This is a genomic window from Paenibacillus rhizoplanae, assembly GCF_042684125.1.
In the GTDB taxonomy this organism is placed as follows: Bacteria; Bacillota; Bacilli; order Paenibacillales; family Paenibacillaceae; genus Paenibacillus_AQ; species Paenibacillus_AQ rhizoplanae.
The window spans coordinates 85,783-111,308 of sequence record NZ_JBHUKY010000019.1 but is presented as its reverse complement, the minus strand read 5'-3'; the positions used below and the strand labels follow the sequence as shown (position 1 = coordinate 111,308).

Annotated in this window: 26 protein-coding genes; 11 read left to right on the top strand and 15 right to left on the bottom strand. The window is 43.3% G+C overall.

Features of this window, described 5'->3' with window-relative positions:
* Positions 1 to 7: 7 nt before the first annotated feature.
* From ACFSX3_RS08150 to ACFSX3_RS08125, 6 genes are all read right to left on the bottom strand, one after another.
* Positions 8 to 1,048, bottom strand: coding sequence for a zinc-dependent alcohol dehydrogenase (locus ACFSX3_RS08150; RefSeq protein ID WP_209987233.1), 1,041 nt, complete (start codon positions 1,046 to 1,048; stop codon positions 8 to 10).
* Positions 1,049 to 1,260: 212 nt separating this feature from the next.
* On the bottom strand, positions 1,261 to 2,175 hold the full coding sequence (locus ACFSX3_RS08145) for an NAD(P)-dependent alcohol dehydrogenase (RefSeq protein WP_209987237.1): 915 nt from the start codon (positions 2,173 to 2,175) through the stop codon (positions 1,261 to 1,263).
* Between the two features lie 14 nt (positions 2,176 to 2,189).
* Entirely contained in the window at positions 2,190 to 2,426 is a 237-nt protein-coding gene (locus tag ACFSX3_RS08140) for a helix-turn-helix transcriptional regulator (protein ID WP_209987239.1), read from the bottom strand.
* 1 nt (position 2,427) lies between these two features.
* On the bottom strand, positions 2,428 to 2,874 hold the full coding sequence (locus tag ACFSX3_RS08135) for a hypothetical protein (RefSeq protein WP_209987242.1): 447 nt from the start codon (positions 2,872 to 2,874) through the stop codon (positions 2,428 to 2,430).
* A 138-nt stretch (positions 2,875 to 3,012) separates the two neighbouring features.
* Positions 3,013 to 3,849, bottom strand: a complete 837-nt coding sequence (locus tag ACFSX3_RS08130) for an alpha/beta fold hydrolase (protein ID WP_209987245.1) — start codon at positions 3,847 to 3,849, stop codon at positions 3,013 to 3,015.
* 115 nt (positions 3,850 to 3,964) lie between these two features.
* A complete protein-coding gene (locus ACFSX3_RS08125) occupies positions 3,965 to 4,240 on the bottom strand; it encodes a WYL domain-containing protein (protein ID WP_379258524.1) in 276 nt (91 codons plus the stop codon).
* A 125-nt stretch (positions 4,241 to 4,365) separates the two neighbouring features.
* Between ACFSX3_RS08125 and ACFSX3_RS08120 the strand changes: the two genes are divergently transcribed.
* A complete protein-coding gene (locus ACFSX3_RS08120) occupies positions 4,366 to 4,899 on the top strand; it encodes a dihydrofolate reductase family protein (RefSeq protein ID WP_209987250.1) in 534 nt (177 codons plus the stop codon).
* A gap of 135 nt (positions 4,900 to 5,034) precedes the next feature.
* Here ACFSX3_RS08120 and ACFSX3_RS08115 read toward each other — a convergent pair whose 3' ends face one another.
* Positions 5,035 to 7,509, bottom strand: coding sequence for a glycosyl hydrolase family 8 (locus ACFSX3_RS08115; protein WP_209987252.1), 2,475 nt, complete (start codon positions 7,507 to 7,509; stop codon positions 5,035 to 5,037).
* Positions 7,510 to 7,738: 229 nt separating this feature from the next.
* Between ACFSX3_RS08115 and ACFSX3_RS08110 the strand changes: the two genes are divergently transcribed.
* Positions 7,739 to 8,659, top strand: coding sequence for an AraC family transcriptional regulator (locus ACFSX3_RS08110; RefSeq protein ID WP_209987255.1), 921 nt, complete (start codon positions 7,739 to 7,741; stop codon positions 8,657 to 8,659).
* Between the two features lie 335 nt (positions 8,660 to 8,994).
* Here ACFSX3_RS08110 and ACFSX3_RS08105 read toward each other — a convergent pair whose 3' ends face one another.
* On the bottom strand, positions 8,995 to 9,363 hold the full coding sequence (locus ACFSX3_RS08105; RefSeq protein ID WP_209987258.1) for a hypothetical protein: 369 nt from the start codon (positions 9,361 to 9,363) through the stop codon (positions 8,995 to 8,997).
* Positions 9,364 to 9,809: 446 nt separating this feature from the next.
* On the opposite strand from ACFSX3_RS08105, the gene ACFSX3_RS08100 reads away from it, so the two are divergent.
* The 5 genes from ACFSX3_RS08100 to ACFSX3_RS08080 all read left to right on the top strand — a co-directional run bounded on the left by ACFSX3_RS08100 (position 9,810) and on the right by ACFSX3_RS08080 (position 14,786).
* Complete coding sequence (locus ACFSX3_RS08100) at positions 9,810 to 10,499, top strand: response regulator transcription factor (RefSeq protein WP_076222424.1); 690 nt, start codon at positions 9,810 to 9,812, stop codon at positions 10,497 to 10,499.
* 14 nt (positions 10,500 to 10,513) lie between these two features.
* The gene (locus tag ACFSX3_RS08095) at positions 10,514 to 11,506 is read left to right on the top strand and encodes a sensor histidine kinase (RefSeq protein ID WP_076222425.1); all 993 of its coding nucleotides are present in this window, start codon (positions 10,514 to 10,516) and stop codon (positions 11,504 to 11,506) included.
* Between the two features lie 90 nt (positions 11,507 to 11,596).
* A complete protein-coding gene (locus tag ACFSX3_RS08090) occupies positions 11,597 to 12,352 on the top strand; it encodes an ABC transporter ATP-binding protein (RefSeq protein WP_076222426.1) in 756 nt (251 codons plus the stop codon).
* Positions 12,342 to 14,198, top strand: a complete 1,857-nt coding sequence (locus ACFSX3_RS08085; protein ID WP_076222427.1) for an FtsX-like permease family protein — start codon at positions 12,342 to 12,344, stop codon at positions 14,196 to 14,198. The genes ACFSX3_RS08090 and ACFSX3_RS08085 overlap by 11 nt, the downstream gene beginning before the upstream one ends.
* A 36-nt stretch (positions 14,199 to 14,234) precedes the next feature.
* Positions 14,235 to 14,786, top strand: a complete 552-nt coding sequence (locus ACFSX3_RS08080; RefSeq protein ID WP_076222428.1) for a VanZ family protein — start codon at positions 14,235 to 14,237, stop codon at positions 14,784 to 14,786.
* A gap of 466 nt (positions 14,787 to 15,252) precedes the next feature.
* Here the strand turns inward: ACFSX3_RS08080 and ACFSX3_RS08075 are convergent, their stop codons facing one another.
* Positions 15,253 to 16,374 (bottom strand): serine hydrolase domain-containing protein, encoded by a 1,122-nt coding sequence (locus tag ACFSX3_RS08075; protein ID WP_209987264.1) that lies wholly within the window; start codon positions 16,372 to 16,374, stop codon positions 15,253 to 15,255.
* Between the two features lie 158 nt (positions 16,375 to 16,532).
* Between ACFSX3_RS08075 and ACFSX3_RS08070 the strand changes: the two genes are divergently transcribed.
* Positions 16,533 to 17,465: an AraC family transcriptional regulator gene (locus ACFSX3_RS08070; RefSeq protein ID WP_209987267.1), complete on the top strand. Its 933-nt coding sequence runs from the start codon at positions 16,533 to 16,535 to the stop codon at positions 17,463 to 17,465.
* Between the two features lie 61 nt (positions 17,466 to 17,526).
* Here ACFSX3_RS08070 and ACFSX3_RS08065 read toward each other — a convergent pair whose 3' ends face one another.
* On the bottom strand, positions 17,527 to 17,865 hold the full coding sequence (locus ACFSX3_RS08065) for a hypothetical protein (RefSeq protein ID WP_209987270.1): 339 nt from the start codon (positions 17,863 to 17,865) through the stop codon (positions 17,527 to 17,529).
* Between the two features lie 172 nt (positions 17,866 to 18,037).
* On the opposite strand from ACFSX3_RS08065, the gene ACFSX3_RS08060 reads away from it, so the two are divergent.
* Positions 18,038 to 18,880 carry a sialate O-acetylesterase gene (locus ACFSX3_RS08060; RefSeq protein ID WP_209987272.1) on the top strand — a complete coding sequence of 281 codons (843 nt, stop codon included), beginning with the start codon at positions 18,038 to 18,040 and terminating at the stop codon, positions 18,878 to 18,880.
* Between the two features lie 70 nt (positions 18,881 to 18,950).
* Here the strand turns inward: ACFSX3_RS08060 and ACFSX3_RS08055 are convergent, their stop codons facing one another.
* A complete protein-coding gene (locus ACFSX3_RS08055; RefSeq protein WP_209987557.1) occupies positions 18,951 to 19,121 on the bottom strand; it encodes a hypothetical protein in 171 nt (56 codons plus the stop codon).
* Between the two features lie 300 nt (positions 19,122 to 19,421).
* On the opposite strand from ACFSX3_RS08055, the gene ACFSX3_RS08050 reads away from it, so the two are divergent.
* On the top strand, positions 19,422 to 20,345 hold the full coding sequence (locus ACFSX3_RS08050; RefSeq protein WP_209987273.1) for a helix-turn-helix domain-containing protein: 924 nt from the start codon (positions 19,422 to 19,424) through the stop codon (positions 20,343 to 20,345).
* Positions 20,346 to 20,457: 112 nt separating this feature from the next.
* Complete coding sequence (locus tag ACFSX3_RS08045) at positions 20,458 to 21,186, top strand: SDR family oxidoreductase (RefSeq protein WP_209987277.1); 729 nt, start codon at positions 20,458 to 20,460, stop codon at positions 21,184 to 21,186.
* Positions 21,187 to 21,451: 265 nt separating this feature from the next.
* Here ACFSX3_RS08045 and ACFSX3_RS08040 read toward each other — a convergent pair whose 3' ends face one another.
* The 4 genes from ACFSX3_RS08040 to ACFSX3_RS08025 all read right to left on the bottom strand — a co-directional run bounded on the left by ACFSX3_RS08040 (position 21,452) and on the right by ACFSX3_RS08025 (position 25,426).
* The gene (locus ACFSX3_RS08040; RefSeq protein ID WP_209987280.1) at positions 21,452 to 22,174 is read right to left on the bottom strand and encodes a formylglycine-generating enzyme family protein; all 723 of its coding nucleotides are present in this window, start codon (positions 22,172 to 22,174) and stop codon (positions 21,452 to 21,454) included.
* Between the two features lie 167 nt (positions 22,175 to 22,341).
* Positions 22,342 to 22,890 carry an HNH endonuclease gene (locus ACFSX3_RS08035; protein WP_209987284.1) on the bottom strand — a complete coding sequence of 183 codons (549 nt, stop codon included), beginning with the start codon at positions 22,888 to 22,890 and terminating at the stop codon, positions 22,342 to 22,344.
* 180 nt (positions 22,891 to 23,070) lie between these two features.
* Complete coding sequence (locus ACFSX3_RS08030; RefSeq protein WP_209987287.1) at positions 23,071 to 23,802, bottom strand: HNH endonuclease; 732 nt, start codon at positions 23,800 to 23,802, stop codon at positions 23,071 to 23,073.
* 559 nt (positions 23,803 to 24,361) lie between these two features.
* Positions 24,362 to 25,426 (bottom strand): hypothetical protein, encoded by a 1,065-nt coding sequence (locus ACFSX3_RS08025; RefSeq protein ID WP_379254276.1) that lies wholly within the window; start codon positions 25,424 to 25,426, stop codon positions 24,362 to 24,364.
* Between the last annotated feature and the right edge of the window lie 100 nt (positions 25,427 to 25,526).

The window sequence follows — 25,526 nt, the reverse complement described above, 5'->3', positions numbered from 1 at the left end:
TCCACATTTAGGGAACAAAAACCGTCTTCACGGTATCACTCTCAACCACCTTCAAAGAATTCAATTCATAGCCGATCAACTCGTTTATTGCTGCTTCGTGCTGATTGAGCTTAACTTTTCTAGTCACCAGTTTCTCCAGTTCAGGTGTCTCAGCAGCAAACCGTATAGCTTCCTCGAACATATAGCGGTATTCGCCTGCTGCGATAATTTTGATGGCCTGCTGTACGAATTTGGTAGGAGAAAAGGTGTACCGGTAATTCGCATTAATACCAAAAGGAACGATGCGGCCTCCACGCTCAATCCATTGCTCCGCCATTTCGAGCTGAGTGCCTACCGTGTCGATAATCACATCAAACTTATGTCCCGAGCAGATCTCGTCTACGGTAGCTTCATGTAATTGGGAAGGTGTCAGAGCATAATCTGAGATTTCTCTGGCAAAAGCCAACCGGTAAGGATTAATCTCCGTCGCAACGGTAAGCGCCGCCTTGGATTTACTCACAATTTGACTTAGCAATCCCATCGGACCCGATCCAAGAATGAGCACCTTATCATCTGCAGTGACATTAGCCTCTTTGAAATTGTGCAGCACACAGGCAAGAGGCTCGATCAAAACCCCCGTTTCCCAGCTCATATGGTCAGGAAGCAGGTGTGCAAACGTTTGTACAGTTGAGTAAAAAAAAGTGAATGTCCCATTTCGATTCAAACCTGCAATAGGCATCCCATTTCCATCGGTGCCCGTACAGAGGTGCGGCTGTTTCTTCAAGCAAAAATAACATTTCTCGCAGCTTTGATTCGGATCAATAACTACGCGGTCGCCTACCTTAACGCGGTCAACGCTGCTGCCGGTTTCAATTACGGTCCCTACAGCCTCATGACCGCGAATAACGCCTGGAACCCCCTCCTCTTTCCCCGTGATGACTGCTAAATCTGTTCCACATACACCCGTCATCTCAATCCGGATCTTGACTTCATCCGGTGCTGCAATTGTCGGCTCTTCCCATTCGCAGAGCTCCAGCTTATGATTCGATGTCCACACAAGCGCCTCCATATGCATTCTCCTTCCCCTTTCACTTCTTTACTATCCATATTCACCCAGAATATATCATAGCTACCACGTAAAAGTAAGGTGAATTTTGTCGAATAATGTTAATAAATACATTTTATATAAAACTATAATAGTAAGCGCTTTAATTTTGACATTCGGATAACATACCAGAACAGCTCAAAGGGAGTGTTCGCACACTCCCTTTAAGCTGTTCCTTAGGATAGGGAACTTACAGTAATGACGACATTCCCCTTCTTATGTTTTTGTTCGACATAACGATGGGCATCCGGAATTTGTTCCAGCGAATAGCATCTATCAATAACAGGCTTAAGGGTACCGGCCTCAAGCTGCTCTTGGAGGAAGATAAGATCTTCCACGCGAGGCTTGTGTGACATATCCACACTCACATACTTCCCGTTCGTACGCAGTGCTTTTTTGAATGCCGATTTTTTGATTTTCGATATCGTTTGCCCAACGGCATCAAAGATCAGATCATAGCTTTCTTCATGCGCCATGAACTTCTGTTTCGTATAATCTATGACCCGATCCGCTCCTATAGATCTTACCAGCTCAAGATTAGCAGTACTGCATACCCCTGTTACATCTGCCCCGTAATATTTGGCAAGCTGGACCGCATAAGTCCCCACACTTCCAGAGGCTCCATAAATAAGCACCTTCATTCCGCTCGCCAGTTGCCCCTTCCTTAGAAAGTTCAACGCGGTGAGCCCCCCGACGGGAACAGCGGCAGCCTGCTCATAGCTCACATTGACCGGCTTCATGACTACCAGTCCATCTTCAGGCAGACATTTGTACTCAGCATATGCACCGAAGCTGAAACCACAAGACGCAAATATTTGATCGCCAATCTTAAAGCGTGTTACATTTTTGCCTGCGGCTTCAACTTCCCCGGCTAACTCAAACCCCAATATCGTTACCTTTTTGGGCCTTAAGAGACCATTATACAATCTTGCAAGGAACGGGTCGGCCTTTCGCATACGCCAGTCCCCCGCTGTTACCGTTGCCGCATAGATTCTGACAAGGACTTCGTTATCCTTCGGTGAGGGTTTCTCTAGCTCCTTCAGGTGAAGCACATCAGGCGAACCGTATTTGGCATATACCATTGCTCTCATCCTTTACCCCCTATCTATTTCCCGCTTGGCTCCTCTGAATTTTCCCCGTAAAAGAATACCTCTTCGAGCGGCAAGTTAAAGGTGCGGGCTATACGAAAGGCCAACTCCAGTGAAGGAGAGTAATTTCCTTTTTCAAGAGCTACGATCGTTTGTCTGGTTACACCTGCCTTGTCGGCCAGCTGCTGCTGGGTCATTTCATTAAGATCGAAGCGTAATTTTCTGATGTAATTGCCAACAAGAACTTTGCCCATCTTAGACTCCTCTCCTGTAGTAATACAGTCTCGATATTGAACCGGTTACGTCTGACAGAAATCCAGCGGCGATTAGGACGATGAACATTACCTTCAAAGGCTGGTCTATAACCAATGAGCCCATAGCCAGAAGGAAGCCACTGACAAACATCGCAAATGAATTTCGGAAGGCCAGCAAGCCGATGCGCTTATCCAGTTCGTCCGCGAATGCAGGTTCCTTTTCACCCGTCGTCATGCGGAAGATGATGTTAAAAACAATGCTGATCACGATATGTGCCGCGATGGAAACCAAGGTCAATACAAGAATGAAGGAACCCCAGTAATGGAAGGTTACTTTTGAATCCAACACTTCATTTGGATACTGCGGGTACCTGTACAGCAAATACACTGTAAAAATGAGTAGGGTGCTGATTAGTGATACGATGCTCTTCTTTTCCTGATAAGTCATGTATGACACCACCTTTAGTATAGTTCACTAAACATAATGTATACCAAACTATACATAATGTCAACTTTATCATACAAAAAACCGTCTTATGTATGTTATGATCCATTTCATCATACATAAGACGGTTCTTTTGTAGTATCAGCCCTTCAAGAATTGCAACAAGGCATGGTTAAATTCCTTAGCGTGGGTAACATTGAATCCGTGGGGGCCGCCCTCAATTACAACTAACTGGCTACCTGCGATCCGCTCATGCGCTTTTTGCCCACTGATCTCGACAGGAACGATTGCATCAGCATCCCCATGAAGAATAAGCGTTGGCAATTTGAATTTCTCAAGGTCCGCACGAAAATCGGTATAGCTGAATGCCGAGATGCAATCAAGCGTGCCTTTCGGCGACGCAAAAGCTGCAATATCGCGATTGTATAAGCGGAACGCTTCATTTACCAAGTCAGTTCTGTCCCCAGAGGCGAAGAAATTGGTTACAAACCCATCTAGGAACCCTAAACGATCCGCCTTTACCCCCTCTTGGAATCCTTTAATAGTCGCATCGTCAAATCCGCCGTCCGGGTTATCCGAGGATTTGTACAGATACGGCGGGACAGCACCGGCCAACACCGCTTTTGATACCCGATCCACTCCATAAGTACCAATGTAACGCGCTACTTCTCCTCCGCCCATGGAGAACCCGACCAATGTCACATCGTGAAGATCCAGGTTCAACATCAACGCATGCAAATCCGCCGCGAATGTATCATAGTCGTATCCGTTCCACGGCTGGGAAGACTGACCGAATCCACGGCGATCATACGTGATCACCCGATAACCGGCTTCCACTAGTGCAGGCACTTGCTTCTCCCAGGACCTTCCACTGAGCGGCCAACCATGAATCAGCACAACTGGCTTCCCTGTTCCGACATCCTCATAATGAAGCTCAATTGAAGTTCCATTCTCCTGCCCAACCGTAACCTTTGCCATTTGTACATCCCTCCATTTTTTGTTTTACCGCTTCATGGGCTTCTACTACCTCTTTAATTGTTAAATATAGTTAAAATTTTTGACGTTGAGAATATAACAATTAATAGTCTAGCTGTCAACACCCCAGGAAAATGGATATTGAGTATGTTATGAATACTGACTTATAGTCTTCTCCAGCAACTCTCTGACACATTCCTGCAACTCCCTTGGAGAGACCACCTTCACTTCCGGTCCGTATGCAAGCAGCTTCTGCGCCGTGAACGGGAACTCTTCCACAGGAATGCAACTGCTCCATCCCATCGACCCGATACAGGGGAATCTCACCCCGCTTGCTGGCGGGCATATACCAATACCCTTGTTCATAATAGATCCCGAGCGGATAGACCTGCACATTCTTCTTGCCGCTGCGGGAATGATAAGCAAATGTAATCTCTCTCTTCTCCACGGCCGCACCTAACTACGTCATATTTTGTCATAGTTCAAGTGTATCATTGAATCTGGAAGGGAGCGATAACAATGTCAAAACATAAAGTTGTACTGTACATCGCTATGAGTCTGGATGGTTACATCGCAAGGCCCGATGGCTCTGTCGACTGGTTGTATGAGATCGAAGGGAATGGAGGGGATAACGGGTATAGTGAATTCTATGGAACTGTGGGAAGCGTAGTGATGGGGCGGAATACTTATGAAGAGGTGCTGAAGCTAGCCGATGAATTCCCCTATGCAGATAAACCGGCTTTTGTCCTTACGCGTTCCGGGCAACCGCCTGCGCCACATGTTGTTTTTACAGGCGAATCCATTGACCGGCTTATCCCCCGGTTACAACAAACCTCGGAAGGCAAGGTCTGGATTGTAGGCGGTGGATTGCTTGTCCAGAGCGTCCTGAAGCTTCAATTGCTGGATGAGCTCCAAATTGCGCTTATTCCCGCCATACTGGGGGAAGGCATTCCCTTATTCCCTGCCGGAACAGCGCCAGAGAATCTAACTTTAACCCATACCGAGCGAATGGGTCAGATTGTGATGCTTCATTATCAAACACTTCGGTCATAATCTCCATGATTGAGGGTACTTATGATACGGTTCAGTGCGCTGTCTGTAGCGGCAAGCTTTGACCAAAAGGCCATCCCGCAAAGGATGGCCTTTCGTTCTTCCAACCTTTTTGCCGTACCGTTACTTTTGCCCGTTTTATTGTGATATCTTTACATCGTCGAATCGGCCGGTACCTTGGGAAGCAAAGACACCGATAGTTCCAGAAGCAAATTGAGCATCTGTCGTGGAAATCCGCTCCGTTCCATCCACTGACACTTTGATGCCCGTTCCGAGCATGCTCAGTTTAACCGTGTGATAACTGTCTTCCGTATAGTTGCCGGCATACGAACCGATTGTGGTCCAACTGCCGTTCACGACTTTAGCCAGAACAAGGCTTTGGCTCCCGTTGAAGTAAGCGATATAGAAATTATTCTGGTTTTGCAGACGGCCGGCAATACCGATTTGAAGGTTGGTTCGGTTTCCTGTATTTACAGCTTGGACTTTAACTTTGGACTCATATGAATAATTGCTCCAGCTTTGGCTTTGTACGCGAGATACGCCCGTGTCATAAACTCCGCCGCTCGAATACACTTTTGTTAGGTCCGTGACAACAGACCAGTTGCCGCTGAAATTCGACCAATTGCTGCTCCCACTCTCAAAGGAATCGGACCATACGATAGTTTCACTGCCACTACCGCTACTCACATTTGTGGTTACGGAGAGAGCGCTGCTCGGAGCCGACACGTTGCCTGCGGCATCCCTAGCCTTGACAGTAAAGCTGTAGCTTGTGTCTGGACTTAACTCCGTACAAGTAAAGGACGTAGAGGCTGTCGTGCCGCAAGGCGTCGTGCCGTGGAAGATTTCATAGCCGGTAACCCCAATATTGTCGGATGATGCATTCCATGTCAAGGATATGGACGTATCGGATTTGCTCGGCGAGCTCAGACCTGTTGGCGCCGTTGGTACCTGAGTGTCGCTTGATGGCGGATTCGTTCCACCGCCGCTTGGCTTATAAATTTTAAATTTGCCGCTGGCATGCAGAAGGCTCATCATATACAAACAGCCGTCATAATAGCGATATTGACCGGAAGGAATCGACGTATTCCAAAACTCATTTACGAACTCCCATGACTTAGTTGTTGTTGCAGCAAGTGTCCCTACTGCATTGGTTGCTACAAGGCCTGGAGAGTGGTCCGCCGAAAGTGATGATCCGCTTAGCGAATATTGGTTCGCATAAGCACCAATGCCCTGACCATGAAAGAAGTTCTGAACACGATCTGCATAGGTTGTCTGCCAGGAATCCTTGGCGAACCAGTGATAGTCCATCGCCACATTCATAATCGTTCGCCATGCGTCGAATCGGAAGTCGCCATGGTTTCCAGTATTATTCGGTCTGCCGTCGAATTCCGCATAGTCCGGTCCTAAGCCTGTGGTAGAATGAGCCTGTTTCTTAAAGAACTCACGGCTTGTCGCGGCTGCATCGCGCCAGAATTGGTTGTTGTTATTATCCCAGAGTGCCCAGAGTTCATAAAACGCTGGCAGATGATAGGAGGGGTCTGAAAATCCGGCTGCACTGCCGTATGGGACGAAAACGACTTGCTTCTGTGTCAGGTCAAACAAAGTTTTCTGATCGCCGTTTGGAGTTAGAACCCGGTCAAGCAATGTCTGCGCCTCAGTGCTGTAATTGTAGATTCCCGTACCGCTTCCCCAGCGATTAGCTGCGAAGAGCAGGGCCGTGATGAAATATTCTTCGCCATCGGAAGCCGGGTTTGTGTCGATTTTGTTGCCACTTGCGTCTACCTGCCAAGCAAAATAACCTTGCTGTGTTCCGCTTGTGTTCTGCATATAGGTCTTGGCCCATTTCCAGAGACGATCGAATTCCGCCTTCTTGTCAAGCTGGACGGCGATCATCATCCCGTAAGACATACCCTCGCTGCGAACATCGTTGCTCGCTTTGTCAAGAATATAAGCCATGTCCGTACCTACAGGGTAGTAGATCCTCTGAGTGTCGTTATCCCCGTAGAACAGCTGCTGAAACGCGGCATTGACCTTTGCGTCAATCTCCGCATCGGACTTGCCAAATTCCTTGAACAGATTACGGTAAACCCCGGAATCAAAAGCCCCGGTGGTCGGAGGAACCGGGGCGGGAGGCGACAGCGCGGGAACACTATCGAAATAAAGCTCGTAGTAGTCGATCAACGTATCATTCGATCCGTTGTCTGTCTCAAGCTTCAGTTGCACTTCTTGACTGCTGGTGCCGGTCACATCGAATAATACCGACTGAATAGCAGGGGTCGTACCCGTGAATGAAAGCGATGCTTTCTTGCTTCCCCCGACGTAGACGGAGACACCTGCTGCCGACGAATTACTCGACGCTCCTCTTACCCGCAATTCATATTTTCCCGGAATGGTCGCGAAGGTGGTGCTATTCTTGACGAGATCATTGTTCGCATACAGCGCAACTCCGGTAAATGGCGACGAAATATTACTGGTATAGCTTCCCGCCTTCGTCATCGACTCCGCCTCATACTTCGAAATGAATGTAGCGGCCTGTACTTCGGCACCGCCAATGAAGGTGAAAATGTTCAGTACCATAACAATCGCCAGCAAACTGCTCCAACACTTTTTCATAACACACCCCTCTTGTCAGAAATATTAATAACCGCTTCTATAGTAAGCGCTTACAGAATCAAATTATAATTCACTTCATCTGTTCACACTATGTATGAAATCGTTCGTTATTTGTCCATTTGATGCCATAATTTACTGTTAAACTGCTTTAGTTTTGATAAAGACAGAAGATGTCAGTGAGGGTATGATGAACTCAGAAAGCGAGAACCTGTGAAGGGGCGTGATTGTAATGATTATAAAGTCCAAATTCTCTCATCAGCGGACACATGAATTTGAAGAATATTATCTGCCCAATATACACACTTCGTTATATGTACATGAAGCCCACTGGCGAAAGGTTCCTGCCAGTTGGTCCTATCCCGCCCATGAAGAGTCGATCTTCGAAATCAATTATGTCATTGAAGGCGTCCAACTTTGCAAACTGAATAATCAGCATCATATTTTGCAAGCCGGGGACTTTATTATTATTCGACCATTCGAAATGCATGAGAATTTCTGTGCTTCTGAGTCAGGATTGACCTATTTCTGTCTTCATTTCGACTTGAATGACATCCTGTTCCGAAAGATGCTGTGTAATACCGAGAATACTTTTTTTCCTAAAGAAAATGAGAACGCTTACGGTATTCGACAAAGCATCGAAAAATTAATCCAGCTTTGCGGCGACAAGAATAAAGATTGTTTGGCAAGTCGATTAGATATCGTTTCTGCCTCCATCAGCTTGTTTGGAGAGATGGGCAAGTGCTTGTCCGACTCCGAAACAAAACGAAGGCCAGATACCTCCATTCGCAATATCCAAATGGCGCACTTTGCCTCCGAGAGAATCATGAAGTTAGCCCCTCCATCCATCACCCGTCATGAGCCTTCTATGGAAAGGCAGTTTACGAATGTGGTTTCCAAAATCGCAGCAGAGCTTGCCATAAGCAGAACTTATCTGTACCGAATCTTTAGTCAAACCTTTGGCATGTCCCCTCGTCAATATTTGTCCTCCTTAATTCTGGATAACGCCAAGTTCATGCTGCTTGAAGACCACAAATCAATAGAAGAGGTCGCTTACAACCTGGGCTATTATGATGTCTCTCACTTTAGCAGACAGTTCAAGCGGTGGACTGGAATGACCCCGTCACAATATCGGAACAAAATGAACTTGTAGTTTCAAGTGCAGAACCATTCCTCTAGTTTTGCCCTACTTATGATACGGTTCTCCCCACGTCACTCACTGGTAAAGCAAATTGGCTAAAGGAATCGTCTTCTGTGAACCAGAAGACGATATTTTTAATGCTCTTGCGATCTGCTTCCATATGAATCTCTTTAATCAGTGCTCGTAGGAGTCATCATTAGATGTTTCCGCAAACAGGGCATCGAAGTTCTTCAAAGCGTCTACAACCATTTCCTTATTCAGGATAACAGCGTTTAGCCGAGAAGTGCGGCTTTACGTTTTCCTATATTGGTGGTGTGGAACGAGCGGAAAAGAATATCTCGTTAAAGTCACCGCCAGACTACTCTCGACCGCCGCACTGACATCACCAAAGAAATCGAAGCTATTCGAGCCGAGCGTGACTCCATAATCGCTGGCTTGAGGCAACAGCAAGATTTGCAGGTGGCGCTATGAACAATCACACTCCCCCGCTCGACTCCAAGTGCCCTGCTGGGCGCACAGTCGCCGCACCTAGCGCTGTCTTTAGCCATTACTAACGTTTGTTCGTCATAGGAAGCGAGTAATGCTGAAATATCATGAATGATTTGTTCACTTGCGTGCTCGACTGCGAGTTTGAGATGGCGCTGGGTGAGGGAAAGAAGATGTCGCTCGGCAGCAGGATTGATATCGAGTTGGTACAGGTGAATGGGCTTTGACATGTGGATCGCCTCCTTGAAAGTTTCATGTATATTAGCTTCCTTTTAGCTTATTGTCCAGTATTTCAATCGTCTAAGTTGGTATTTAGCAGATTCAAAAGGCTCATGCTACAGGGCATGAACCCTCAATGATTCAATATTCAAATGATAGCCATTTGTTTAGATGTCCTCGGATTATTTGTCAACACGGTGTGTTGACACTACCACTTCGACATGTGTCGAATGTGCATAACAGAATAATGTACCTATCAGCTGTATACATCATGTTTTCAATAAAGAGGGAAAATAGAACCTGAATAATGAAGGCGAGCTTAGATGCGTATGAAATATGTAATTACGAAGGATACTCAGCCGTTCCCATATAATCGATACATATATTATTAAGTGGGTTATACTGATAGTATCCAAGTTCATGAATCAATCCATCATTTCGGAGGAATAATTTAGTTATGGAATATACCATTTTTATAGTTGAAGATGATTTGTCTATCTGTCGACTTTTAAAAGAACATATAGAGAAGTATGGGTTCTCAGTGAAGGTTGTACAAAACTTTGAACAGGTCGCAGAAGAATTTTCTTTACATCGTCCTAGTTTAGTGCTGCTTGATGTGAACCTTCCTAAGTTTGACGGGTTCTATTGGTGTAGAAGGATCAGGGAAATATCTAAAGCTCCAATTCTCTTCATCTCGGCTAGAGAAAGCGGAATGGATCAAGTGATGGCTCTTGAAAACGGCGCGGATGACTACATAACCAAGCCCTTTTCTTACGAGGTGATCATGGCCAAAATCAAAAGCCATCTTAGGCGAGCTTATGGCGATTATGCCCGTTCGGATGAGCGGGTTATTGCTTTGGAGGAGCTAGTATTATATCCCGAAAGATTGGAGCTTGAATTCAAAGGTCAGGCATTAACGCTTACGAAAAAAGAAGCTCTGTTGCTCGAAAGCTTGATTCGATTGTATCCGAATGTGGTATCCAGAAACAATCTACTCGAAAAGTTGTGGGATGACTCCCAGTTCGTCGAAGAAAACACCCTGAATGTAAATGTCACAAGACTGAAAAAAAAGCTGCAAGAACTTGGTATTCAAAACGGGATTATAACGATCAGAAGCCTCGGTTATAAATTAAACAAATGCTGGTAGGATGTGAACCCTCAATGCGATTATTTCTAAAAGAACATCAGGGATATATTCTTCTCTATTATTTCTCTGTGGTATTATCTACTTTTTATTGTGTGCTCGTGATAGATTTTCCATTCCCAGACATCCTGTACATATTCTTATTTAACACTTTTATCCTTCTCGTTTATTTAGTTTGGAAGTATGTGAAGACGAAAGAGGTTTACGCCTTACTATATCGTGACTTCTATGCTCTTGAGGAAATTTCGTTGGATAAGGGGAGCTCCTTTTGGAGCCATCAAATCTCCATGTTGCTCAAACAACAACACCGCTTATATGAATTGAAATTGCAGCAATCCAATCAAAAACATCAAGAGCACTTAACATTCATCAACCAATGGGTGCATCAAATGAAAACGCCTCTTTCCGTTATCCAGCTGCAGTTGGAGGCTCAGGTTGGTACCATATATGTGAGCGGCATCCAAGAGGAGCTGTATAAGATTGAAAAGGGGCTTAAGATGGCCTTATCATTGGCGCGTCTGGATGCCTTTGAGAAGGACTTCGTCATTGAGAAGACACGCTTGCAGCCCCTTATTATAGATTGCATCAATCAAGAAAAAAAACAATTTATAACTAACGGCATATTACCTAGAGCAACCATTGACGAAACCATTGAGGTCTACACGGATGTAAAATGGCTCAAATTCATCATTGAACAGCTGATCACAAACGGCATCAAGTATTCCAAAGGAAAAGGGAAATATGTGAGCATCTCCGCTTATCGGAGAGAGAATGAAGTTGTTCTGGAGGTCACAGATGAAGGCATCGGAATTCATCCTAAAGATATTCGAAGAGTGTTCGATCCCTTCTTCACTGGCGCAAATGGAAGAGTGCGGGGGAAATCTACAGGAATGGGACTATATATCGCCAAAAAGGTCTGCGAGAACTTGCATCACAATATTCAAATTCAGTCAGAAGTGAATCGAGGTACAAAGGTCATTGTTCGATTTGACAACCTTACATCCATGTAAGAATCGTGTAATGAAGATGAATCGCTCAATGGGACTCGACCGATTACTATAGAGGATATCGCGATTAACCATAGAGGGGAAGATATCGTTATGGAAATGTTAAAGGTCAGTCAATTAAGCAAATCTTATGGCAAACAAGTGATGTTCAGCGCTTTGAATCATATCAGCTTTTCAATTGAAGCCGGTGAATTGGTAGGGGTTATGGGACCTTCGGGCAGCGGCAAAACAACCTTGTTGAATATGATCTCCACGGTCGATCAACCCACATCAGGTGAAATTTATATTAAGGGTAATAATCCATTAAGCTTAAATGGGGATAAGCTTGCTCTCTTTAGACGAAGGGAACTGGGCTTTGTTTTCCAAGACTTTAATTTGCTTGATACCCTGACACTTGGTGAGAATATAATCTTGCCCTTGGCCCTAGACGGTGTACCTGTTAAGGAGCAAGACAGAAGGCTGACGAAAGTCGCCAAGATCCTTGGCATCGAGCATCTGCTGAGCAAGAGAACCTTTGAAGTCTCCGGAGGAGAAGCTCAAAGAACGGCTATTGCCAGAGCCATCATCCATAAGCCATCCCTCCTTCTTGCAGACGAACCTACAGGAAATTTGGACTCCAACGCATCGAGGATCGTAATGGAATTGTTCGAGAAAATCAATCAAGAGGAACAGGTTACTACTATGATGGTGACTCATGATCCCTTAGCAGCCAGTTATTGCAACCGGATCTTATTTATTAAAGACGGCAGCATCTATAACGAAATATATAAAGGCAGCAGCAGGCAGCAGTTTTATCAACAGATCATCGACGTACTTTCTCTGTTGGGAGGTGCTTCGTGTGAATTTTAAGCAATTCGCCATAAAAAATGTAACGCGCAATGGGAAAGCCTATTTTGCTTATTTCCTGAGCACTTGCATTTCTGTCGCTTTATTTTTCTCCTTTACCATGTTTATCTTTCACCCCGATAAAGGGGCATTCAAATCCTATATTGAGATATCCCTTTACGCAGCAGAAATCATCACTTATTTCTTTCTTTTTTTCTTCGTGTTTTATTCCATTAGCGTATTTCTGAAGAGCCGGTATAAAGAATTTGGAATTTTATATATGATCGGCACATCGAAAAAGCAGATTTTAAAGATGATATTTATCGAAAATTTGTTGATCAGCATTTCAGCAACCGTCTGCGGAATTGTAACAGGATTAGTTTTCTCAAAACTCTTTTTAATTATGATCGAGAAAATGTTTAGGATTCAAGCTCTGCCGTATTATTTTCCAATTAAGGCTATTCTGATAACCTCGGTTGCCTTTATCCTTCTATGTGTCTTGGTATCTTTCTTCACTTCATGGATTATCAAGGAGAAGGACATCCTCCACTTGCTCAAAGGAACAATGGCTCCAAGGCTCGCGCCTAAGCCATCCGTGCTTTTAGCTATCTTGAGTGCTGTGCTGCTGCTCGTAGCTTACTATATATCCTTTACCAGTAATATTGAAAATTTAGAAAAAATCATCTTATTGGTTATGGTAATGGTTGTCATATCCACCTTCTTCCTGTTTTCGCAGTTCAGTGTTTTTTTTATCGCCTTCCTCAAAAAGAACAGGATTTTTTATTTGAAGCACACGAATTTGATCTGGGTATCCAATTTGTTCTATCGCATGAAAGATAATGCTAGAGTGTTTTTCATCATATCGATCACATCCACAGCAGCATTCATATCGATCGGAACTTGTTATGCCTTCTGGGATAATACATTAGGCAATATCGAAGAGAGATATCCTCTTGCCTTTACTTATCAAACAATTGGCGAAAACCTGACCGTCCATGAGGAAATCAATTTTATTGATCAGCAGCTGAAGGAAGGCGGTTCTTCCTATACCCCAATAACCATCGCTAACAAATCGGTTACCGATGCGGAAGGAATTTCTTATACCCTGATGAAGATGAGTGTCTATAACCAACTGGCCGAACAATTAGACCTCCGAACTGCTTCGATTCAAGAGCATGAGTCGATCAAAGTAATGGCCTCTGCCGAATTTGGCAACGATATCAATCGCATGACGATTGAAGGAAATCCCATCCGGGTAACCGATGAAATACAGGCGAAGATCATGCAAGACCAAGCATCAACCCTATATGTCGTTGCCGATACGCTATATGATCTCATTGAAAGCGATGAAGGGATTCAATATACCTTCCATGTCGAGGACTGGTCTGACACTTATGTCGTCTATGATGAATATGAAGCCAAGTATGGAGGTAATCCTAACGGTTTATTCTTATCCAAGTCGCATATTTTCGAGACAGAAAAAAGTGCTTATGGTACGATCATGTTCTTGTCCATATTTATTGGAATGATCTTCTTCGTGACTTCAGGCAGTTTTATCTACAACAAATTTTTTAACGATGTGGAAACCGATAAGAAAAAATATAAGCAGTTAAATAAGGTTGGCTTAACCTTCAAAGAAATTAAAAGGATAACCACAATCGAGATGGGAATCTTGTTCATGCTGCCCTATATCGTTGCATGTATTCATTCCTCAGTCGCACTGAGCACGCTAAATCGTATATTTAAGATAGAAGTCGGAACCGCCGCCTTTTTAATCATGGGCAGCTTTTTGATCCTGCAGCTGTTTTACTACGTATTTATACGAAGAAACTACTTAATTGAAATAAAAAATGAACTAATCATCGACTAAACGTTCATTCACGAGCTGAAAGGAGAATCCGAGCTGATGTCTATCCAATATACAATTGAATCTTATTATGTCTTGGCACCGCTGTTTCTTATATTTCTGGTCACTCTGTTGGGCTTGACTAAATTGAAGATCAAGAGGTTTACAGCTCTGCAATATACCTTACTCGTCACGTTTGGCTTCTATTTACTAGCTGTCTTCCATTTAGTACTCTTCCCGATTGATGTCAATATTGGCCTATACGCGAACCAAACGCCTTGGTATAAACATATTAATTTCATCCCTATATTAACAATCGATATAAAAACATTTATTTTGAATATCATCATGCTAGTGCCGCTGGGAATGTATCTGCCTCTCTTGAATCGTAAATACGATAACACTAAAAAAGCGGCAAAGTTGGTACTAATCTTGAGCCTCTCCATTGAAGTTATACAAATGGTTATCGGGATCACTCTTGGCAGCAGCAGAAGTACGGACATTAACGACATTATCGCCAATACCCTCGGGGGAGTGCTTGGCTTCCTTATCATGAACAAGTTGATGCAAGCGAATGCTATTCAACGCTTCGCGGCCAAGTTTAATCTGTAGCGCTGACAACGTCCCACATTAAGAGGCCTATTTGAGCCGGGCAAAGAGAAGGACGATGTTATTCATCCTAATTGTTTTCAGTGGCCGCAAGAACTTCCCTTTAAAATCTAATATCAAAGGACTCATTGAATAATATAGCTGTCCGCTATCTTAATAGCGTGCCTTAGTGTATACAATCATTTAAAACAATGCATTTGAGCAATACTGCCACATCTCAACTATTATTGAGTATCATCAATATTGAGCACTCCACATGTGTGGAGTGTTTTTAAGCTCCAATCTGCAGATTGAGCATCGCTGCTTCCACCTTCAACTCGACCCTCCGCTTTACCACTATCGATGATACGGTTCACCGTAACACTCTAACAGCGAAATTAAAGAGCATTCGTGTGGGTGCCCTTTAGATGTCGTATAAATTCGAATTTCAACGTTGGTTGGAGTTCAATAAAACAGCGGCAGGCTAGGACTATGTCCTCGATTTGTTCTTCACCGCTTTAACCAAGCTCTCGATAAATTGGATAGGAAGGAGGGTATCCTGGGGATTCCCGGTAGCAGCCGAGTTCACGACGATTACTAGATTCAGGTCGGGTACGATGGTCAGATATTGGCCGGCATAACCCATACCGAAAACTGCCTTGTGCCCGCCGTACTGATTCATCCACCAATGGTGGCCATATTCGCCGAAAGACACATTTCCCTCCGAATGCCGAGAGGTCGATTCCCGGATCCATGCTTCCGAGACGATGCGCTTGCCATCCCATACGCCACGGTTAAGCACCAATTGGCCAATCTTGGCCAGATCCCTTGGCTTCATCTTCAGGCCGAAGCCCCCTGAATTCGAATCGTCCGGTGAACGGGGCCACTTCATGCTATCAATTCCGAGAGGACCCAACAGATGCTCCTTGGCAAAATCGAGTTCGGATTGCCCAGTCGTTTTCCTGAGAATCGCCGCCATTAATTGGGAACCGCCTGTATTGTAATTCCATATTTCACCTGGCCTAGAATCCATCGTTTGGCTGAGTACAAATTGGTTCCAGTCCTTGGTCTCCGTCATAGGCTGGATCATATAATTCCAATCAGTCCATTCCGGGAAATGTAAGCCACTTGTCATGCTGAGCAAGTGCTCTAATGTAATGGATCTCTTATCGGGTGAATCGAACAACTCCTTATATTCAGGGAAAAATGGCTCTATCGGCTCATTTATTCCTTTCAGATAACCTTTGTCGATAGCTATCCCGATCAAGAGCGATGTCACGCTCTTGGTGATCGAGTTTATAGCCAGCTTGGTATCCGACATGCCATCCTTGTAATACTCGGAGACAATTGTGCCGTCCTTAACAACTAGCATGGAGAGAACCGGCGATTCCTTGGCATATTGCATCACTGCTTCGACTTCCTTGGGATCCATCTCAACCTGCTCTGGAGTGCCGATCGGCCACTCCCCGTTTGGCAAGTTGATCACCTTGGAGTTGCCGGGGGACAACGCAGGGGCTAAGGACTTTTCCGGAGAGCAAGCGGACGTGGTAAGGATCAGGCAAGCTGCCCCTGCCAACACGGCTAGCTTGGCATAACGAAATATTTCGGTCATACATGAACACACCCTTTAAGGTTATTCTTCTATCTTCCCTTATGGTAGTGTAATGGGCGTGGTTCGTCTTCCAATTTCTTGCTACCCGATTAACAATTCTTGCTATAATAGAGATCGGATTTAATCAATAATGGGAATAAGGGAGGGCGGTGAAACGGATGGTGATAGCCAAAGCCTTGGAATTGGAATACCGGTACCGGGTCAACCATGTCGTCAACTACATGGAGGAGCATCTTACGGATCCATTAACCCTTAAAGAAGTGTCGGACGTGGGCGCCTTCTCCCCCTTTCACTTCCATCGGGTGTTCAAAGCGGTGATGGGTGAGAACGTGCACGGGTTTACCCGGCGGATCCGCATCGAGAAGGCAATCAAGCTACTGTTGTTCCACCCAAACCGGAGCATAACTGATATCGCCTTGGATTGTGGTCTGCAAACCCCGGCCCACTTTTGCAGAGTGTTCCGCGAGCATACCGGCCTGAGTGCTTCCGAATGCCGGGACAGGTTTCCTCTCCAGACGATTGCGGAACGGTTCAGGGCCCGGTTCACCTTTGAAAAGTCCACCGAACTGTCCCGCAAGCTGGCGGAACTCCCGATTGAGATTCGGAACCTTGCTCCAATGACTGCTATCTACGCCCGGTATAGGGGAACCATCAATGAAGGAAAAATCAATTCGGACATTACGGGGCTATTTGAGCGGGTAGCCTCGTGGTTGGACGCGAGAGAAGCACTAAAAAAAGGAAGTATGACGGTCGGACTCATCCTCGACGACCCTTTCATCACGCCGGACGGCAGACACAGGTATGACGCTTGCATTACAACGGAGCAACGGATGACGCCATCTGGCGATCTGGGCATCCGGACGATTCCTGGAGGCAAGTACGCCATTGTGCGGATGACAGACAGACCGGATATGGTGAAAGATCTGCTGCACCTGGTCTCCATCGAGTGGCTTCCCCTAAGCCCATATATATGGGACGTTTCACGTCCGGCCCTGGAGATTTACTTCCCCAACTCCCTTCACCATCCGGATGGACAGTGCGAAATGGAATTCGGCATCCCGATCAAACTAAATGAAGCAAGCTTCTGGTAGCTGAACGCCCTCTCTCTTCAAAAGTTTTAAGGCCATCCTTTACGGGATGGCCTTGTATCATTTACCGGTTCAACTTTGAAAGGTGAACAATCCGTACATCCTTAAGCGTGGATAAATGTTGATCTGCCTTGATCAAATCGTTCATGGATAGGTCCTCCTTGAGATTACTTTTGGATAAAGGAAGGGCTTCAACGATCTGTAGCAGAGTTTTATCCATCCAGACTCCCGGGTTCAGCTTCACTTCGGTATGGAGCTTGAGTTGATCTACCAAGTTTTGCAGTACATTGTGAATGACAGACAATGCCGTCATTTCGCTGGATAGTTCATACATCTTTTCTTGGAACACAGCAAGTGCGATCCTGGACTCATCACTCTGCAGAATCCTTTGAATTTCCTTCAACGGAATTCTCAGCTTTATTGGATGACCGCATGCATCGCTTCCGCGATAGTAAAGAAATCTTCTTGGTTTATCTCTAATTCCAGGCATAATGATCATTAATTGATTTTAGTCTAATCAGACTATATAATGACTCAATTAGTCTATATTAGTTATGTAAAGGAATGAAGATTAAATGATAAAATCATTTTTAATGTTGGGTCAATCTAATATGGCAGGCCGTGGATTCTTGCATGAAGTCGACCCTATATATAATGAAAAAATAAAAATGCTGCGTAATGGACAGTGGCAGATGATGACAGAGCCGATTAATTATGACCGTCCGGTTTCCGGTGTAAGCCTGGCGGCGTCTTTCGCCAATGCCTGGTCGATAGCCAATTCTGATGAAGAAATTGGTTTGATTCCTTGTGCAGAAGGTGGCAGTTCTTTGAATGATTGGCATCCGGAGGGCATCCTTTTTCAGCATGCTTTGTCCGAAGCCCGCTTCGCCTTGCGGTCCAGTCAAATCTGCGGGATTCTGTGGCACCAGGGTGAGAGCGACAGCTATCAATCGCTGCATGAAACGTATTACGAGAAATTAACCCTTATCATCGAGACCCTAAGAAACGAATTGAATCTTGATGAGGTGCCGATGATCATTGGCGGACTTGGTGATTTCCTTGGTAAGACTGGTTTTGGGCAGCAAGCGACAGAGTATAGACAGGTCAATGAACAATTGCAGCGCTTCGCTAACGAACAGCAAAATTGTTATTTTGTAACGGCGGCAGAGTTGACCGCGAATCCTGATGGCATTCATATAGACGCGGTTTCGCAACGCAAATTCGGCTACCGCTATTTCGAAGCTTTTTCGAACAAGTGTCATGTATTGGAGGCCCTCCCGGGGGAGGCGCTTTCGCTGAAAGTGGAGCACGACTATTCAAAAACAGAACAGATCTACCTTCTTAGCATGGATTTGGCTTTGGGTAAAATCACTTACGCGGAATTCGAAGCGCAGATGGTGAAGGTTATGCAGCCTTGATCCCTTTAGCGTAACGGGTTTATCGGCGAAAACAAAGGGGCGGCCTGGAAGGCCGCCACTGTTGTTTATACTATAAATAGTCACGCTCTGCTGCGGTAACCATGAACTCCTCACCCTGGTAAGCAAACAACTGAATGATATTCACCTTCTCCCCACGTTCAATCTGCTCTATGTATGAAAAATGAAACCCGCCTATCTCCCCAAGCGCCTCCTGTGACAGGCCTGTCCAAAGTGTGGACAAGTACTTTATTATCACTTAACAGTCACGATTCAGTTTTTCGCAGTAAACCCCGGTCATCTTCATAGTCGAAAACAGTATCCAGGAAAACTTGCTCGTTTGGAGCTAAATGAACAAGTCGTTTGAGCTTTTCAGCAAAGTATTCTCGCTGGGTTCCAGTTATACTAAAAGGATAAGTGTTGAAACGTTAACGTCAAAACGGCTTCTAATTATTCTACAGGTAAGCGCAGACTGGCATAACCGAAAGGATGATTAAGAAATGGAAACTAGAGCAATCGCAGGTACAAGTAGGGCGGGACGTCCATGACTATGAGATCAAGCAAAATGGTCAAGGTGCCTAATGAACTGGTAAAGTTTCCTAATAAAAAAGGGAGCTTGAAGCTGGGTGGGATGTCCGTTATCGAAATCTGCTTTTACACGCAAGGCATAAAAGGAACCTTTTTTTTGCAGGATCATCTTCTGCTAATCGTCAAGTCGGGTGTCTATACAGTACGCTTCAGTGATCAAGAATATACGATGCGGAGCAACGAAATGATGTTTATTCATAAATCAATGGGAGTCGAGTACGAGAAAGCGGGTGAACCCGATTCCGATTACATCCTCGACTATATGATGTTTTTCCTGAACGAGAAGATAGTAGATGAATTCCTCAAATTCGCCGGTTTAAAACCGATTTGTCTCGTGAATGATGTTGTTCCGATAACAGTCTTTCCGATCAATGACCGCATTGGAAGCTATATCGAGTCGTTAAAACCCTATTTCGAGCACCCTGACGAAGTCAAAGAAGGACTGGTTCGTGTCAAACTGATGGAATTGCTGTTTCACATAGCAGATTCGAATGATCGTTTGTTGCATCAAATGATGCAACCCATAAGCAAGGACAGAGGCAGCATCACAAAGATCATGGAGGAGAACTTCATGAATCCTGTTTCCCTTAACGACCTGGCCTATTTGTCTGGCAGAAGCCTGGCGGCGTTCAAAAGGGATTTTCAAGCAATATACAACACCTCCCCGCTCAAATGGGTTCGCAATCGAAGGCTGGATAAAGCCAAGGAACTGTTAGCGGAAACAGCGTTATCTGTTACGGATATCTGTTTTTCGACCGGATTCGAAAATATCGCTCACTTTTCCAAAGTATTCAAGGAAAGATTCGGACTTCCACCGTCAGAGTTTAGACGGCAGCTAAGGTTGAAGAAGGATGACTATAGGGGCTTAAAAATGAGCTAAATAAACAAATAGAATGAGCTTGTAGGCAAAGATATTTATTCGTCTCCTTGATATTCTTAACTCATGCGGTAAACGCAGCCGTATTAAAACAAGAATGTAGGGAGGCACTTTTATGAATAAATCTAAGATCGTATTAATTACAGGTGGAAACAAAGGTATCGGTTTTGAGACAGCAAGACAATTGGGAAATATGGGGTATGAGATTTTAATAGGAGCAAGAAGCGAAAATAAAGGACATGAGGCCGTAACGTTATTGGAAAAGGAGAAAATTAAAGCTAAAACAGTGGTTCTTGATGTCACGAACCCCAGCTCCGTTCTCTCCGCAGTAGAATGGATTGAGCAAGAGTATGGATTGCTTGATATCTTGATTAATAATGCAGGTGTGTTTTTCGAAGAAAACACCCCTCCAAGTGAACTGGAATTGTCTGTTCTCAAGAGTACTTATGAGACAAACGTTTTCGGTGTATTTTCTGTCACTAAAGCAATGCTTCCATTGCTCAGAAATTCTTCTGCCGGAAGAATCGTTAATCTTTCCAGCGCATTAGGTTCCTTAACCTTGAATTCAGACTCAACGTCGGAATTTTATAATGCGAATTCGCTCGCCTACAATAGTTCTAAAACGGCTGTAAATGCCTTAACCGTTTCCTTTGCTAAAGAATTAAGCGATTCTCCTATTAAAATCAACTCCGTTTGCCCTGGATTTACAGCTACCGATTTAAATGGTAACAGTGGCTATCGTTCAGTCGAACAAGCAGCTTCCATTGTAGTGGAGCTTGCCACAATAATTAGTGATGGTCCGACTGGTGGCTTTTTTGATGAGCGTGGAGTTGTGGCTTGGTAAAACGGAAAAGCCAATCAGAATTCTGACTGGCCAGATAATTAGGAATGAGGGACCGGGTCGCCTGCAGCCGCACATGTGCACGCGGTCCACCTCGGCCAATGGCCGCGAAATATCAGAAGTGACTTCCGATTTCTATAAATTGATTTTCGCCATCACTTATGGTATGGTTCTCCGCGCTGTCTGTAACGGCAAGTTGAGGATCATCCTTGCAGAATGGTATTCATGATGAATTTAAGTCAATTTCGGCATGCTTGATGTCACGTTCTCAAGGTTTTGTAAGTGCTATTCTAAAACCAAGATCATCTATCTTGAGATCGGGCATGCTTTTCCTTCTACTGGTAGAACCACAGTTGTTCTCAACTTCAGCCCAGCTACCTCCCCGGAAGACTCTATAGTTCCCATATCGTTCAGTATCATATAGATCCCAGCACCATTCCCAAACGTTCCCAATCATATCAAAAAGTCCCCATGGATTAGGAAGCAGTTGTCCTACTTGATGAACGGAGCCATTGGAGTTTTCTTGATACCATGCAATTTGATCAATTCTTGCATATCGGTATCCCGTAGTTCCCGCTTTGCACGCATATTGCCATTCAGCGTCTGACAGTAATCGAAAGCCATTTGCTGTCTTGTTATATATCGTGTTCTCACTTTCATTTGTGAATATGTAGCATTCCGTCCTTCCAAGCATTCTGGACAATTCATTACAAAAGACAAGCGAATCCATCCACGAAACTTCCGTAATTGGCAGATTATTCACATTCGGTTCTACTTCTTCTTCATACATGACAAAATGATACAACTGCTGGGTTACCGGATACTTCATTACATGGAAAGGTTCGATCGTTTCAGTCCATGTAATAGCTTTTTTATTACTTCCAGGATCTGATAACCTGTAGTCAGAGCTAAACCATTTATTTGTGTTAATATAATCGCGTAATTCAAGGGTCCCCCCCTTTACCGGCACCATCAAATTCATTAAATCCATTAGAAACCGCTCTCTGTCACTTCCGTATTTTTCGATAATCTTATTGACCTCCCTTGCTCATTTATCGCCAGAAAGTTTCATTTATTAACTGTATTATCCTGTTTAATAGCTCTGAAATGTACCCGCAAAAAACTTGCCCCTACTTATGGTACGGTTCTCATCCGGACTCAATTATTATTTCCTCTTTTTAGTTCATGAGCAATTTGAGAAAATATACTAGACAGAGTAATCTCCAACCCGCCTCTAGCCTGATTCATATGAAAACCAGAATTACTAAAAAACCGTTTTATTAGCTCCTTATCTGCCAGCATCTCATTTACATCATCTACGCGATCTACGAGTTCAAAAGTTCTTAATTCTCTCATGATATCTTCTTGAACCAAGGATGTGTAATCTTGCTTTTCTACCCAATCCAAAAATGCCTCGCGAGACTTCGTGTTCGGAGCACGGTCATGACAGTTCTTACACATCAGAAATAGATTATCTGGGATATCCTCTCCATCGAACTGACGGGCAATTATGTGGCAACGTTGAAGAGGTACCCTATCCCAGTTATTTATTATATCTTCACGTGTAGCACTGGGCTTGTTCAAATCATATTTAGCATCAAAATATCGTTTACATGCCCAACAACATGGCTCCCCCCAGTCAAATCCCCTCTTGTCCAACCATTCCATCCAATGTTTAAAAATCTGGGCTTTTGTTGGCATAGCCATTTTAAACCCCCTGTGTCATTTTATTTTTCATTTTCAATTTACTTTTTTGGAGAAAAGGTGATAAATAACAACTTCTTAAATCAATTGGTTAGAAGGTATATCAGCTAGGGAGAACATCAAGCCCAGTGAATAGCTCAAGTAATTTCGGAAATATAGTTTCACTAAAATGGGTTATGCTTTTTAATTCATCATCAGTAGGTTATCTTTGTGTCTCAAATAAACAATCGCTATAGGAAAGCTTGATGGAGCCCCCTTTCCCCCCTCTAACACCCTGACTTCACGTGCACCGAAAACGTAGTATTCATGATCTAATAATTCCTTTATCATTTTAGTTATTTCAAAACCGTATCTAACTCTTTCACCCGATTCAAAATCGCTTAGTAAATCTCCAAAATCATGTAGGTATTGTAGGAACCCTGAAATCAATTCAACTTCATTTTCATTTTTTGGTTCATCATGATCAAATTCATACCCCATTGCTCTATCCAAAATATTAATGATTTCTTTTCCGCTTGTAATCCTAGGTAATTTTTCAGGAATATTTTCCTTTAGCCTTTTAATTCTCGGAGGTTTATCTTCTTGCTGGTCAAGGCTTTTAGATACCCAAAGCTCATGGTTGACTTTAATTTGTTTAATAATGTCTTCGGTAAATGTCTCAGGTTGGTCATCAATCATCTTGTGATGAATGCGACATAACAGAATAAAATTATCATAAGTATCTATTACATCTTTAGGACGGTTTTGATCGTGTCTAGGCCCATTCTTTTGACCAGAAATAATATGGCATTCCTCACCGATAATTGACGAATTATCTTTTTCAGTCTCATTAATAATTAGTTCTAGCTTGCATATGGAACATCTATTGCCTGATCTACCCCATAGTATCTTTCTAGTCTTATCTGAGATCGACATGGGATCCCCCTTATAAGTACTCTCTCATCGTCTCAATTATTCTTTTATATCACTCTGTCCAACATCTTTCTTAGCACTATTCCACAGAAGTTTTCGCCGTCATTTATGATAAGGTCACCGCGCTGTCTTTATCGGCAAGTTTTTGAATAATTCTGCTTAAAAAGGATGGTCTATCTTTAAATTACATGCTTTAGTGTTCTTCCTTTCTTAATTTCGCTTAATTTTAGCGTGCTTTCACTTATCCGGTCACAGAATTTTATGAGGTTATTATGCTAGATTTGAATTACTACGTCTCCAGCTTCGTAACTAAAGGGACAATTTTTAACAACGATCAATAATTCACCTCTTAAAATATTCAAATATACTTAAATATAAAAAGTAGCTAAGCTATACCAGCATACTACTAACTTGATAACCATAATGATAAAGCTACCTATAGCATAGGACGAATAACATACAGACAAAAGAATAACGGTTACCTGTATGAGACGCTTTCTTAAACGAATCCAAAATAGGCCCTTGTTAATGCCCTTTGAACTCCAACTGGACGGCATAAACATTAGCCTGTCCCATAAATCTTTATATCTTTTTCTGTCCCTTTACTCGACTCCATGGAGATGATCTCAGTATGGAACTCATTCCAGTTTTCTTCCTTTTTATGCTCAACAAGTTTATCAATTCTTATACCTTTTCGTGATGGAATATCATCCTCGATGAAGCTGATTTCACCTACTTTATAATGTTTATCATAGAATATTACCTTACCTACAATATTTTTTATATCATAGCCAGTAGTGTTCAGAATGCGTACTTCACGCAAAACTCTCCACTTCCCATTATATAAAAAGTCATCGTCAAATACTTTAGTTGATATGGGTGTCTTTTCTTTTGATTCATATATTTTGGGCTGGTGACTCTCTTTTATTTCTTCATTAAATTTAGAATCGCTAATCCTTAGTACTATAACTGTAAAACCAAATAGAATAGAGTATAAAATTAAACCCACTAAATTCTCAAGTAAGATAATACTGCTGGAATTTAATACATCTCTTATAAGAACGGATTGCCAAATATATAACAATATTAATAAACTAAAAATTAAAAAAAGTTTGAAAATTTTATTATTTACTTGAATTGGTCTTCTTTTATTTTTTTCATTGCTAGTTCTTAAATTCAATTCCGGGTAATGCTTATTTAATTCCATAGAATCAGTTGCTAGATCTTGAATAAGATCTTCCCAAAACAGCATTTGTATAGGGAATTTATGTTCTATTTTTCGTTGCTCAGATAGCATACGTATGTCTCTCTGGAATTTGGCATCGCGAGATGCTGTTGTTGCTATGTAGTATATGTCTAAATAAGGAACAAAGTTTTCAGCTTTTAAAACCTCTGAGACTACAACTTTTAAGTTTAATTTACCTTCTATTAGTTTGCACTGCACGCCTGCCTTTCTTCCTAGATCATCATTGCCATAAATATCAACACCATGTTGAACTTGTCCCTTTCTTCCAATTCTACTCAAATTTTTATTTCCCCAGCGTATCCGTAAGCAACTAGCGACTATATCCTCAAATTCATTCCATTCTCTCGGAGCTGGTATTGATGAGTTTGCCATTGTTGGCATTGCCTCTTCCTCTCCCTCCAGGGTTCGTTGTATATTGTTTATTTAATTTATTTTCAAAAGCAAATTAAGGGAGATCCATTTTCTGGCCTCCCTAATTGAT